11 protein-coding genes and 1 tRNA gene are annotated in these 13,320 nt (G+C 38.9%); 5 read left to right on the top strand and 7 right to left on the bottom strand.

Translation table 11 applies throughout. From position 1 onward, the window contains the following. The first annotated feature begins 266 nt into the window (after window positions 1–266). A complete protein-coding gene (locus B9T33_RS05855; RefSeq protein ID WP_086178016.1) occupies window positions 267–1,031 on the top strand; it encodes a glutathione S-transferase family protein in 765 nt (254 codons plus the stop codon). 65 nt (window positions 1,032–1,096) lie between these two features. Here the strand turns inward: B9T33_RS05855 and B9T33_RS05850 are convergent, their stop codons facing one another. Both B9T33_RS05850 and B9T33_RS05845 read right to left on the bottom strand, forming a co-directional pair. Beyond that, entirely contained in the window at window positions 1,097–1,861 is a 765-nt protein-coding gene (locus tag B9T33_RS05850) for a hypothetical protein (RefSeq protein WP_086178015.1), read from the bottom strand. 21 nt (window positions 1,862–1,882) lie between these two features. Continuing rightward, the gene (locus tag B9T33_RS05845) at window positions 1,883–2,416 is read right to left on the bottom strand and encodes a hypothetical protein (RefSeq protein WP_086178014.1); all 534 of its coding nucleotides are present in this window, start codon (window positions 2,414–2,416) and stop codon (window positions 1,883–1,885) included. A 481-nt stretch (window positions 2,417–2,897) separates the two neighbouring features. Between B9T33_RS05845 and B9T33_RS05840 the strand changes: the two genes are divergently transcribed. Further along, window positions 2,898–3,368, top strand: coding sequence for an Lrp/AsnC family transcriptional regulator (locus tag B9T33_RS05840; RefSeq protein ID WP_086178013.1), 471 nt, complete (start codon window positions 2,898–2,900; stop codon window positions 3,366–3,368). A gap of 91 nt (window positions 3,369–3,459) precedes the next feature. On the opposite strand, the gene B9T33_RS05835 is transcribed toward B9T33_RS05840, so the two are convergent. From B9T33_RS05835 to B9T33_RS05825, 3 genes are all read right to left on the bottom strand, one after another. Further along, a complete protein-coding gene (locus tag B9T33_RS05835) occupies window positions 3,460–4,212 on the bottom strand; it encodes a YebC/PmpR family DNA-binding transcriptional regulator (protein ID WP_086178012.1) in 753 nt (250 codons plus the stop codon). A gap of 366 nt (window positions 4,213–4,578) precedes the next feature. Continuing rightward, complete coding sequence (locus B9T33_RS05830; RefSeq protein WP_086178011.1) at window positions 4,579–5,148, bottom strand: 1-acyl-sn-glycerol-3-phosphate acyltransferase; 570 nt, start codon at window positions 5,146–5,148, stop codon at window positions 4,579–4,581. A 756-nt stretch (window positions 5,149–5,904) separates the two neighbouring features. After that, window positions 5,905–5,981 (bottom strand) — tRNA-Ile (locus tag B9T33_RS05825). Window positions 5,982–6,395: 414 nt separating this feature from the next. Here B9T33_RS05825 and B9T33_RS05820 point away from each other — a divergent pair. Beyond that, window positions 6,396–8,600, top strand: coding sequence for an OsmC domain/YcaO domain-containing protein (locus B9T33_RS05820; protein ID WP_086178010.1), 2,205 nt, complete (start codon window positions 6,396–6,398; stop codon window positions 8,598–8,600). A 533-nt stretch (window positions 8,601–9,133) separates the two neighbouring features. Continuing rightward, window positions 9,134–9,361, top strand: a complete 228-nt coding sequence (locus B9T33_RS05810) for a hypothetical protein (protein ID WP_086178008.1) — start codon at window positions 9,134–9,136, stop codon at window positions 9,359–9,361. A 73-nt stretch (window positions 9,362–9,434) separates the two neighbouring features. Here B9T33_RS05810 and bioB read toward each other — a convergent pair whose 3' ends face one another. Both bioB and queG read right to left on the bottom strand, forming a co-directional pair. Then, entirely contained in the window at window positions 9,435–10,424 is a 990-nt protein-coding gene (bioB, locus tag B9T33_RS05805; protein ID WP_086178007.1) for a biotin synthase BioB, read from the bottom strand. A 291-nt stretch (window positions 10,425–10,715) separates the two neighbouring features. After that, the gene (gene queG, locus B9T33_RS05800) at window positions 10,716–11,810 is read right to left on the bottom strand and encodes a tRNA epoxyqueuosine(34) reductase QueG (RefSeq protein ID WP_086178006.1); all 1,095 of its coding nucleotides are present in this window, start codon (window positions 11,808–11,810) and stop codon (window positions 10,716–10,718) included. A gap of 22 nt (window positions 11,811–11,832) precedes the next feature. Here queG and B9T33_RS05795 point away from each other — a divergent pair, with 22 nt between their 5' ends. Next, window positions 11,833–13,320 (top strand): NAD(P)H-hydrate dehydratase, encoded by a 1,488-nt coding sequence (locus B9T33_RS05795; protein ID WP_086178005.1) that lies wholly within the window; start codon window positions 11,833–11,835, stop codon window positions 13,318–13,320.

Genomic DNA, 13,320 nt, shown 5'->3' with positions numbered 1-13,320 from the left:
CTCACAAAGTATTATAAAAAAATTGTGGGTGATTTTACATGAAAGCCATAATAAAGTCAGGTGATCTGGCTTTTGTTTTCATAACTTGCATAAAACTAAAGGGTGAAGGGTGATATGATTTTACTATCTGATCAAATGAGTTTGCCAAAACAGTGAAGCATTGGTGTAAAAATGACATTGTGTTTAAAGCTGACTGTGACTAAAGTATCTCACTAAAATTGCTGGGGTTTTAAATACGCCAGTCACAACAAAAAATTGGAGCATTTATGCGTACTCTCTACCAGTTTCCACTCTCACATTTTTGTGAAAAGGCGCGCTGGTTGCTCGATCATAAAGAGCTCGACTATATTGCCCATAATCTTATGCCGGGTGTTCATCGGGCATTTGCACAATTAAAAACAGGGCAAAACAAATTACCTATTTTACGTGACCAAGAACATTGGGTTGCAGATTCGACGCAAATTGCACTGTATTTAGATGAAGTCTATCCAGAACATAGCCTAATCCGTCCAGATCCCAAACTGCGTGAAGAAGCTTTAGAAATTAATGAATGGACAGTTGAGCTCGGTCAGCATGTCCGTCGATGGGGGCTTGCGCATACCTTAAATGAAAGTGAAGAATCACTGGATATTTTGATTGGTGAAAAAGGCTATTTGAGACAATTTGAAAAATACTCAAAACCAATTATTAAAGCTTTAGTGTCAAAAGGCTATAAGCTCGATACAGATAAAGTTGAACAATCACGTCAACGGATTGAGGAAATCGTCGAGCAATTAAATCTACGTTTGGTCGAACAGGGTGGACGTTATTTTGTTGGTGATCGATTGGGTTTGGCCGATATCGCGGTATGTTCAATGTTAGCGCCTCTTTTAGAAGTTGAAGGCACGCCATGGGAAAAAGAACATGGTGAGACATTGTCTGAGGATTTTCGTGCTTATAAAGCGATTTTGAATGATTTACCTTTGGGTCAATATGTACGGCGTATCTATGCAACAGAGCGCAATGCTCGTGTGGATTGGCGTGGTGTTTAAAATAAAAAACGCATCTTAAGATGCGTTTTTTTATGTCTACATTTCGACGTTAAACCTAAAATTTATTAAACGTAGGATTGAGTTGTATTTAAATCTAATAGATTGAATGAAGTGGTAGTGTGATCAATCGGCAAGGTGCTTATTGGATATAAAATTTGACCCAATGCGTCGCTAATACTTGGTACCAAAGTAGAGATGTCGAAATTACCCGATGAGCCACCTACATTTTGCAGGAGTTCGCTGATATCTGGAAGTGAACCAGTGATAGTGTCTCCAATCTGTCCAAATTTGTCGCTGAGAGAGCCCAAGTCGATTTTTTCTGGTGCAAGATTGGCCAGTAAATCTCCAATATTTGGAATGTTAATATTGTCTAAGAATTGGCTTGCTTCGCCACTGCTATCCATTAATGCAATCACAGGTTTAAGTGAATCAATCACATTATCCAAGTCAGACGAAAGGGTGAGTAATGAAGGATTATTTGCAAAGTCTAGAATTGTATTTACACTGTTTAAGACATCATAAACGGCCTTAACGGTTTGAGCTTGGTCTGCATCAATTACATCACTTTTTGCCAAAATATCGAGTAAAGGATTTAGTCCTTTAATCACACCTGAAATGGTTTCAGGAATATTCCCTTGATTTGCTTTTGAAATTGCGCTGACTAAATTGGTCACGCTGCCAACAACCGTTGGTAGCACATGGGTAAGTTGGTCCATATCAATGGAGGAGTCACCTTTATTAATCGAAGCAAGTAAAGGCAATAAGGCCGATGTAGCACCTTGTGCTAACTTGCCGTAATCGATATCACCAGAGCCGATATTGCCTACCAATTCGATGATCGGTTGTGCATATTACAGTACCTGCTTTAAGGTTTCAATAATTTGAGTGGAATCCGAAGATCCTGAAGCATTGCCTAGTAAATCAAGTAAAGGTTGAATGGCTTTAATTGCTGAGCTGACATTTTCAGGTAAATTTCCTTGATTACCTGCACTACCAATCAAACCTTGTAAACTTTTTACAATGGTGGGTAAGGATTGAACCAATTGATTCATTTCAGTTGAGCTTGAGCTATTGCCTAAATTTTGAAGCAAAGGCTGTAAGGTGCTCATGAGTGTTTTTAGGACATCTGAATTTGACCCTGTATTCGATGTCAAATTTTGAATGGTGCTAATGACTTGAGGGAGGGCTTTGGTCAAGGCACTAAAGTCAAAGCTTTTTGTGCTTCCGATATTACCCAGTAATCCTGTGAGCGAATCAGTGATAGTTGAGGTTTTTAGTGGGGCAAGTAGGTTTGAAACCGTAGTTGTAATTGTACTGAGTTGTAGTGAAGGTGTGAGTACTGAACTCAGTTTAGAGGTCAGTGCGCTTAATGATTTAATTGCCATGATTATTGTATTCCATCGTTATTGTTTTTTGTTTAATAAATGAACCGCGAATATTTTTTAATTCAATGCAAGGCTGATGTAAAGGATGAGAAAAATGAGTATGTAAACTCAGTCACATATTGATTATTCCAGTAAAAATAAATATATGATTTAAAATTATTAAAATTGATATACGTTTGTCTAAAAATGCAATCTTCAGATAAGTGGTTAATCATTTCACGGTTGCAGTCATAATCATCAAACGAGAAACTAAAATTTAACTTCCGATGAAAAAACATTCAAATAATATGGTTAATATTGGGAAATAATATATATAAAAGCTTTAAAAGACTTATTTTTTACAATAAAGCATGTTATACCTGAGAAAACATGCAAATTAACTGCTGGCTTTTATATTTAAAAATAACATGAAAACTTAAAGCGTGGTCTGGTCGACTTTAAATCTAGCACGCAGTTTTCAAATTTGTCTGGAGTAATAAAAATGGAACTGGACCGTTTTGATAAACAAATTTTAGAAATTTTGACGCATGAAGATGTCAATTTAAATGAGCTTTCAGAACGTGTAAATTTATCGGTCAGTTCAGTCCATCGACGTATCAAGCAATTGATTGACCATAACATCATGAGTGGCTTGAAACGTGAGATTAATTATCAGAAGCTGGGGTTTAGCTTACATGTGTTGTTGCAAGTCTCACTGAGTAAACATGATACTGATACTTTCGCTAAATTCTTGGAAGAACTCGAAAGCATTCCAGAAGTGATAAATGCATTTTTAGTGACAGGGCAATCTGCGGATTTTATTGTGGAAGTGGTTGCGCGGGATATGGAAAATTACAGTGAAATTTTACTCAAACGTATTGGTAAAATTGAACATGTGGTCGCACTGCATTCCAGTTTTGTGATTAAACAATACAATGTCTTTAACTGTAATGGCTTACTCAATAAGCTCTAAAATACTGTCTTAACTTTTGATTTGAAATAAACAAAAGATATTGCAATAAAAAACGCACCAATGGGTGCGTTTTTAACTTCACTCGATTGAATTATAGCGCTTCTAATTCAGCCATTACTTCATCTGTGAACTCAACGTTGGTATACACGTTTTGAACATCATCTAGATCTTCAAACATATCAATCATTTTGATGATTTTCTTCGCTTGTTCGATATCTGAAATCAACGCTTTAGTTGAAGGGTTCATCACTACTTCGGCGTTATCAGATTTTAAACCTGCTGCTGTTAAGGCATCTTGTACTTCACCAAAAGTTTCAGGTGTTGTAATGACTAAAATTTCTTCTTCGTCCACTTCGATATCTTCAGCACCTGCTTCTAACGCGATGTCCATGATTTGATCTTCTAAAGAAACATCTTCAAAAGTAATCTCACCACGTTTGGTAAACATGTATGCAACAGAACCAGCGGTACCTAAGTTACCATCAGTTTTAGAGAAACAGTGGCGAACATCAGGAACAGTACGGTTCAAGTTGTCGGTCATTGTTTCGATAATTACAGCAACACCACCTACGCCATAACCTTCGTAAGTTACTTCTTTTAGATCAGCATTTTCTTCACCGCCAACACCACGTTGGATGGCACGGTTGATGGTGTCACGTGTCATGTTTGCAACTAATGCTTTTTCAACAACAGCACGTAAACGTGGGTTAGAGGCAACATCACCACCGCCTAAACGTGCAGCTGTAACGATTTCACGGATGAATTTTGTGAATACTTTAGCGCGGCTCGCATCTTGTTTTGCTTTACGATGCTTAGTATTAGCCCACTTGGAATGACCCGCCATGCGAAATATGCTCCTTGTAGATTGGCCTTATGCCTATCAAATTGAGCAAATTCTACCATAATGGCTTTTTTGTGTGAAAGTGCTGGATTTCAGGAAATGAATAGATGAAAAAAAAATGTTCAGATTGCTATGATTATTGATACCGCTTGAGTAAGAACCACAAATTATGTAAATAGGTAAAGGCTTAAAAAGATATGATTTTTTCTGATAAATTATGAGCTGCATTAATTTTTGAACAAATCACTAAAATCAAAACAGTTTAATTGAATAAAATAAGCAGGAAAGTTATCAAGCTAAAGATCGTTGGTGAGGGGGGGGATATCCATTCGAATGTAGATGCTTTCGAATGGAAATCCCTTTTAAAGATTAATCTTTAATTTTTGGTTCTGGAATCACGATATCTAAGCCAACTTTTTCTTTATACAGTTGTTTCATCAGTGCTAAGTCATGGTCTAAATCTGTTGGATAGATTTTCCCGAAAATGCCACCTTGTTTGGTTCGAGAGTTGGCATACATGAATACAATTGGCACTCCCGCGGCTTTGGCAATATACCAAAAACCAGTACGAATCGGTTTACGTGCTTCACCGCGCTCAGCACGCGTTGCTTCAGGTGCAATCACCAAGTTGAATTTTTCGTTGCCTTCAAAGTGCTCAACCATTTGGGTCACGATGTCTTTATTGGCTTTACGATCGACAGGGATCCCGCCGATGGCTTCTAATACAGGTTTAAAAGGACCTTTGAATAGTTCTTTTTTGATTAGTGTATGAATTTTAATATCGTATATTTGGCAAAGCGCAAGTGATAGTACTGCATCCATCATTGAGGTATGTTCAAAGCCCACAATGACTTGCTTGTTTTCTAAAATATCAGGCTCTACGTGGTATTTCCAGCCGGCTAATTTAAATGCGGATTCGCCAATAAACTTTTTCAACATAATGAATGAAACGGTGACTTTAAAAAGGTGTAATTTCTGCCAGTTTGTTGAAGGAGTCAAGCGCTTTTCGGTAGCTTATGGAACTGTCCTAAGGTATAAAATTTCGGCACTCACCGCATTTGATTAATCGTTATTTATAATAATTGATTTAAAACTATACAGGGAAACTATTATAAGAGATAAAAATACTATTAAAAAAATAAGAAATGTCTCTATGCATACAGATGAATAATTATTAGACTTTTGTCGTAGGTTGTTTTTTATTAGCTTAACTTTTTATCCTGTATTTTGACGGAGAACTCAATCATGATCTATTTAACTGCTATCATGTTTGCTGTTGTAATGTTTGCTTTGATCACAATTTGGTCATTAATCGAATTTTATTTGGATTTAAGAAAGCCAGAACAAGTTGAATCTTAATTTTTGTTCAATATTTGAGTGATTAATATAATATATCTTTAGGTGATGAATCATTTAACTTTTACTTATTAGAGATTGAGTAATCGTTTTTAGGTATCAGTGATTCATCTACTAGTCAAATTATTCATAATAAAAAAGTCCCCCTGAAATTGAATTTATAATTAAAGTTTTTGTTAAGCTTTTTTAAATTTCTATCAGAACTCTCGGTTAATCAATTAATTTTATTCAACCCTTTGTAATTGCTATTCTAGAGTCATTTTTGCTTATACAGTGCTTACATTGATTTAAGCAATAAAAAACCCCTTACGATTAATGCACGTAAGAGGTTGTTTTATATGGTGGGCCCACACAGACTTGAACTGTGGACCAACGGATTATGAGTCCGCTGCTCTAACCAACTGAGCTATAGGCCCTATATTCTGAAAGCGTTATATATCAACAAGTTCAGACGCAAAGCATACTAGCGAAGATTTTTTTAAAAGACAAGCCTTTTTCTTCACGGCTGCACACTAACGCAACAATTCCATGCTTTGAATAAAATTGATGCGGTGTAGTAAGTCGGTTAAATACAATTAAAAAACTTGATCTATAAAGAAATTTGCACGAATACGAAACTATGCGTCGACCAAATCTGAAAGGTCTGGGAGAATAGAATTTATCAATCAACCAAAAAGACCTTATAATACGCTCCATTCTCGCCTGTACCTGCCAAGTTTGTGGCCATGTGTACGGGCTTCATTTTTTAAGTCCTTTTCCTGCTGTAAATTGGCTTATGTTTTTGCATTTTTATGTGTTGCACTGACACATAAAAATATTTAGGTGCCCACATGGAAATTAAGGTTAATTATCTCGATAACCTTCGACAAGAAGCGAAATTTGATGACTTTACGGTAATTGCCGATCAGCCAATTCGCTACAAAGGGGATGGCTCTGCTCCCGGACCATTCGATTACTTTTTGGCATCTTCAGCACTCTGTGCGGCATACTTTGTGAAAGTCTATTGTGCAGCGCGAGACATTCCTACCGACAATATTCGTTTATCTCAGAACAATATTGTTGATCCTGAAAATCGCTACAAGCAAATTTTCAAAATTCAAGTCGAACTACCATCTGATATTTCTGAAAAAGATCGTCAAGGTATTTTGCGCTCAATTGACCGTTGTACGGTTAAAAAAGTCATTCAAACCGGTCCTGAGTTTGTCATTGAAGAAGTCGAAAGCATTGATGCAGATGCACAAGCTTTGCTCATGCCAAACTTAGCGTCAGAAAGTACGACGTTTATTCCGGGTAAAGATCTGCCATTAGAAGAAACTATTGCCAATATGTCGGGTATTTTGGCTGGTTTAGGCATGAAAATTGAAATTGCGTCATGGCGTAATATCGTACCCAATGTTTGGTCATTGCATATTCGTGATGCGCAGTCTCCGATGTGTTTTACCAATGGTAAGGGCTCAACTAAAGAAAGTGCTTTAGCATCAGCATTGGGTGAGTTCATTGAGCGTCTAAACTGTAACTTCTTCTATAATGATCAGTTTTGGGGTGAAGAGATTGCCAATGCAGATTTTGTGCATTATCCAGATGAAAAATGGTTCCAACCGGGTCCAGAAGGCGAGTTACCTGTAGAAATCTTAGATGACTACACATGTGAAATTTATAACCCTGAAGATGAGTTGTTAGGCACGCATTTATTTGATACCAACTCAGGTAATACGGAACGTGGTATTTGCTCATTACCATTTGTACGTCATTCAGATGGTGAAACCGTTTATTTCCCATCAAACTTAATTGAAAACCTTTACCTTTCAAATGGTATGAGTGCAGGGAACACCTTAGCTGAAGCACAAGTACAATGTTTATCTGAAATTTTCGAGCGTGCAGTGAAACGTGAGATTTTGGAAGGTGAGCTGGCTTTACCAGATGTGCCAGCAGAAGTATTGGCGAAATATCCGAGTATTGTCGCAGGCATTAAAGGTTTAGAAGAGCAAGGGTTCCCAGTTCTGGTAAAAGATGCCTCATTAGGTGGTCAATACCCAGTGATGTGTGTGACGCTCATGAACCCACGTACAGGTGGTGTATTCGCTTCTTTTGGCGCACACCCTAAACTAGAGGTTGCATTAGAGCGTAGTTTGACTGAGTTACTACAAGGTCGTAGTTTTGAAGGTTTAAATGATTTACCAAAACCAACCTTTAGCTCAAATGCGGTTACTGAACCAAACAACTTCGTTGAACATTTTATTGACTCAAGCGGCTTGGTGTCATGGAAGTTCTTTAGCGCAAAATCGGACTATGACTTTGTCGAGTGGGATTTCACATCTGAAGGTGAACATGCCAATGCGGAAGAAGCTGCCGCAATGTTTGCGATTTTGGAAGAAATGGGCAAAGAAGTTTATATGGCAGTGTATCAACACTTAGGTGCGACAGCTTGCCGTATCTTGGTGCCGGGTTATTCTGAAGTGTATTTGGTAGAAGACCTTGTTTGGGACAATACCAATAAAGCTTTGGACTTCCGTGAAGATATCTTGAATCTTCATCGTTTAGATGAAGACGAGTTAGTTTCATTGGCCGAACGTTTAGAAGAACTCGAAGTCGATGATTACACGGATATTGTGACGCTCATTGGTATCGAGTTTGATGATAATACGGTGTGGGGACAATTAACGGTTCTTGAGCTAAAACTGTTGATCTATATTGTGCTACAAGAATTTGAAGAAGCAAAAGAATTGGTCGAAACCTTCTTGCAATACAACACCAACACGGTAGAACGTGGCTTGTTCTATCAATGTATGAATGTCGTTTTAGAAGTTGAATTGGATGACGATTTAGATCTCAATGATTATGAGCCAAATTTCCGTCGCATGTTCGGTGATGAACGTATGGATGCTGTGATTGGTTCGATGGACGGCAGCATTCGTTTCTATGGTCTCACTGAAACCAATATGCAGCTTGAGGGCTTAGATCGTCATTTACGTCTGATCGATAGCTATAAAAAACTTCATGCAGCACGTGCAAAGTTTGCAGGACAGAATGCATAGTGTGAAATTAATCAACTTTATAAGTTGATTGGCATAAATGTTTAGAAAAACTCTCCTCAGGGGGAGTTTTTTTCTATCGAATTAGTTGAGTTGTGATCTTTTATTAAGTTAGTTTTAATAATAAAACCTCTTAGAACTCAGTGGAATGTTAGTTTTGTCTAAGTCTTAACCGATTATCTGAAATTAAGGAAAATTAAACTAAAAAATTTGACTCATTGGCAAAATATGATTATTAATTATTTATGGTTTTCACAAGCCAAAATATTTCAGGAAGAAATATTAAGAAGCACAACATTAAATTAAACGGGAGTTTTAAGAACATGCTTCATTTATTCAGAAAACTATTTTGCGTCCATATTTATGAATACGAGCAAATGGAAGAGATCGGTTCACACAAGGAATGCAGAAAGTGTGGTGTGACTAAGTAATGATTAATCTTGCTGTAAAAAAAGTGGGCTAATGCTCACTTTTTTAATGTCTGAAATATATGAATTCAGTACACTGAGTGTTGATTTTATAATTTTAGATAAGAGATGACCAAAGACTTTCAAGCAGAGCGTTATACGGTCGATGCCAATATAGCGGATACCATTACGTGGCTATTGCAACATCAGGATTGTTTTGAATCTTTTCACTACGATGCCATACAGCAGCAGTTAGTCGTGGAACATGCAAACGGGCAAGACGTGATCCGAGAAGGCGACTATCTGAATGCAGGTTATGGCATTTTGATTACGGCACACAATTTTGCTAAGCCTTGAAAATGCAACGAGGTATGAACTGCCACGATATAATAAATGCCCCAATCTAGGGGCATTTAAATATCTATTATCTTTAAACTGTCATCGCATCGACAGAAAGCTGAGCCGCATTGAGTTTGGCTTTTTCAGCGACCAATCCAAGTTTGTCAAACAGTTGACGGTCTTTACCTTCACCCGCATTTGGCGTGGTCAGTAGCTTTTCACCCGAGAAGAGTGAATTTGCACCCGCCATAAATGCTAATGCCTGATCTGAATCCGAAAGGGATTCACGACCTGCAGATAGGCGAATATAGCTTTTTGGCATAATAATACGTGCCACAGCAATGGTACGAATCCATTCGGTTACATCGAGTTTTTCAACGTCTGCCAGTGGTGTGCCATCAATGGGTACCAGCATATTGATGGGTACTGATTCAGGATGAATCGGCAAGGTAGAGAGTTCTTGTAGCAATCCAATACGGTCATTACGATTTTCACCGAGACCCACAATGCCGCCACTACAAACTTTCATGCCAGCGCCGCGTACATATTCCAAGGTATTTAAGCGGTCATCAAAGGTACGTGTGCTAATAATGTGCGAATAATACTCGCGAGAGGTATCTAGATTGTGATTGTAGTAATCGAGTCCAGCATTTTTAAGTCGTACCGCTTGCGATTCGTTCAGCATACCTAGTGTCATACAGGTTTCTAGACCAAGTGCTTTGACCTCTCGCACCATTTCCAAGACATAAGGCATGTCACGTTCATGTGGATTGCGCCAAGCAGCCCCCATACAAAAGCGTGAAGAACCAGAGGCAAGAGCTTCTTTGGCCTCAGAAATAACTTTATCCACCGCAATGCGTTTTTCAGCTTCTAAATTTGAATCATAATGTGCTGACTGAGAACAATATTTGCAGTCTTCAGGGCATTTACCCGTTTTAATGGAAAGTAATGTGCTGACCTGAATGGTATTTGCAGGGAAATGCTCACGATGTACCCGCTGTGCCTCAAAAACCAAATCTAAAAAAGGTTGCTCATATAAAGTTTGAATTTCTTCACGCGTCCAGTCATTACGTAAATTCATGCTAGCTGTCCATCATCATTGTTTTATCGTTGTATAGATCATACAGAAAGCATGCCAAGGCTAAAGGCAATATACGTCAAGTTTGATAGTATCTAACGATAAAACATTTAAATGGATTGAAATATAAGATTGTATATTTAGTTGCAAACTTAATCATTATTGCTGTGAATTAGTCGCAAAGTTTTTTAATGAAAATTAAATATTGCATGGAATGGGTCAGTTCAAGTTTTAAATTTTGCAAACTTAGCCTTGAACTTGAAAGCGAACTTGTTGAATCAATATGGATATATCTTAATCTGCTTTAGCGCGTTGTTCTGCGATTGCCCAGTCAATATGGACTTGCACAATCTCATCATGCAATTCACGGTTTTGCTTTAATGCGGAAATGATTTCTGGTGAATAATCAGCATTACCTAGTCCAATCGCGATATTGCGCATAAAACTTTGATAACCCGTGCGGCGCATTGGACTGCCTTCAGTACAGCTTAAAAATGTTGCCTCATCCCATTGCCATAAATCCAATAAAGACACCTGATCTAAACCATGACGCGGGTGAAAGTCTTCAATGGTGGTTTTCTTGGCAAAGCTGTTCCAAGGGCAAATCAACTGACAGTCATCGCAGCCAAACACACGGTTGCCAATCCCTCTACGCAACTCTTCTGGAATGATGCCTTTATATTCGATGGTTAAGTAGGCAATGCATTTGCGTGCATCCAACATATAAGGTTCGACAATGGCTTGCGTTGGACAAATGTCGATACAGGCTGAACAGGATCCGCAGTGTTTTTCGGCTGGCCCATCAAAAGGTAAATCCAGTGAAGTGAACAATTCGCCCAAGACAAAGAAGGAACCAGATTTTTTATGAATGAGCAGGGTGTGTTTACCTGTCCATCCCATACCCGCATTTTCAGCTAAAGATTTTTCAAATACGGGTGCCGAGTCGGCAAAGGGACGTGATTCAAAATCGCCAACTTTTTCACGAATAATTTGAGATAAGGTTTTTAAGCGTCCACGCATAGTTTTGTGATAATCACGCCCGCGTGCATAACGCGCAATAATGGCGGCATTCGGTTCATGCGGGACATAGCGAGGCTTCGGAGTTTCCACCAAATAATCCATACGTACACAAATAATACTGCGAGTGCCTGGAACCAAAAGGGCAGGATTGGCGCGTTTTTCGAGATTTTCTTCTAAAAATTTCATGTCGCCGTGATAGCCGCGTTTTAAATATTCCTTAAAACGCGGGAGTTCCTCTTGAGCATCTGGCTTGGCGATGACACAATCAGAAAAACCTAAATTAAGTGCCTGCGTTTTAATCCATGCTTTTAAGGATTCTGGATCTAATTGATCAACAGGAATTTTTTGAGCAGGAGTAGAAGCGGCCATAATCGAATAACAAGGAAATACAATGCGTCCGCAAGTTTACCATAGCCCTGTTTATCATAGCCAAAGTATTCAAGCGTGGGAGCAGCGTTGGTTTGCCTTGCACAATAGCAGTTATGGGTTGATGCAGCAGGTGGCTTGGTCGATTGCGCAGCAGCTAATCCCGCTATTTTTAAAACAACAAATTCAACGTGTCGCGGTATGCTGCGGTCAGGGGAATAATGCTGGCGATGGTTATCTAACAGCGAAATATTTAAAGCAAGCTGGATTTCAAGTAGATATTTATGCGGCTGAATTGGGTGAGTCAAAGGATTTGCATTTGGCGCATAAAGAAGCTGAAGCTGCTGACTTAAATATCTATGAACATTTTAATTTTCAACATTCTTACGATGTCTACATTGATGCCTTGTTTGGCATTGGCTTAAACCGTGAGTTAGCTGAAGATTGGCAACAGATCGTCCAACGGCTCAATCTATCTACAGGTTTGAAAATTGCCATTGATATCCCAAGCGGTTTACAGGCGAATACTGGGCAACCTTTACCCATTGCATTTCAAGCGGATTATACCTATACCGCTTTGGGCTTAAAGGCAGGGCTGTTTACTGGTCAAGGTAAAGAATTTGCAGGTCTGGTTGGTGTCATTGATTGTATTCCGACTGATGCCGAGCTTCGTCCACTGGCACAACTCTCTTCGCATACTATTCATCTACCACAGCGTCAGGCTTTTGGACACAAAGGCAGTTATGGTCATGTGTTGATTGTCGGTGGTCATGCCGACATGGGCGGAGCAGTGATAATGGCTGCCGAAGCGGCCTTTCATGCAGGTGCTGGTAAAGTGACTGTTGTATGTGATGCACGTCATCACACCGCCATATTGTCTCGTGCGCCAAATATCATGCTACGAGATATTAACGAACTCAATCAATCGGACATTCAGCAACTGATTGATCATGTCGATGCCATTAGTTTTGGTATGGGCTTGGGACGTGATGCTTGGGCAGAACAACAATTTCAGGCGTGGTTTCCACTGATTCAAAATTCAGATTTAGAAATAGTTCTAGATGCGGATGCACTTTGGTATTTAGCAGAATTTCCCGTTCAGTTGAATACACAAAGCTATGCAACGCCACATCCTGGTGAAGCGGCAAAATTACTTGGAATAACAACTGCACAAATAGAAGCAGATCGTATTCAGGCGATTCAGCAACTGCAAGAAAAATACCAAGGACAGTGGGTATTAAAAGGTGCAGGTAGTTTGATTCTGGAAGATGAATTATGGATTTGTACCGCAGGAAATGCAGGTATGGGCACTGGTGGTATGGGCGATGTACTTGCAGGAATGGTCGCAAGTTTAAAAGCTCAATTTCATCAAGACATTCATCTGCATGAAATCGTGACCCTACATGCTATTGCTGGAGACTATTTAGCGCAGCAAGGCATGCGTGGCTTGCAAGCGCAAGATATGGCGCAAGCGGTTTATCATGTGGTGAACCATTCAATGGCTGAGGTTTAA

The organism is Acinetobacter sp. ANC 5054, assembly GCF_002135295.1.
GTDB lineage: Bacteria > Pseudomonadota > Gammaproteobacteria > Pseudomonadales > Moraxellaceae > Acinetobacter.
Note: the sequence above shows the minus strand (reverse complement) of the source record. Positions and strands in the feature narration are given on the sequence as shown.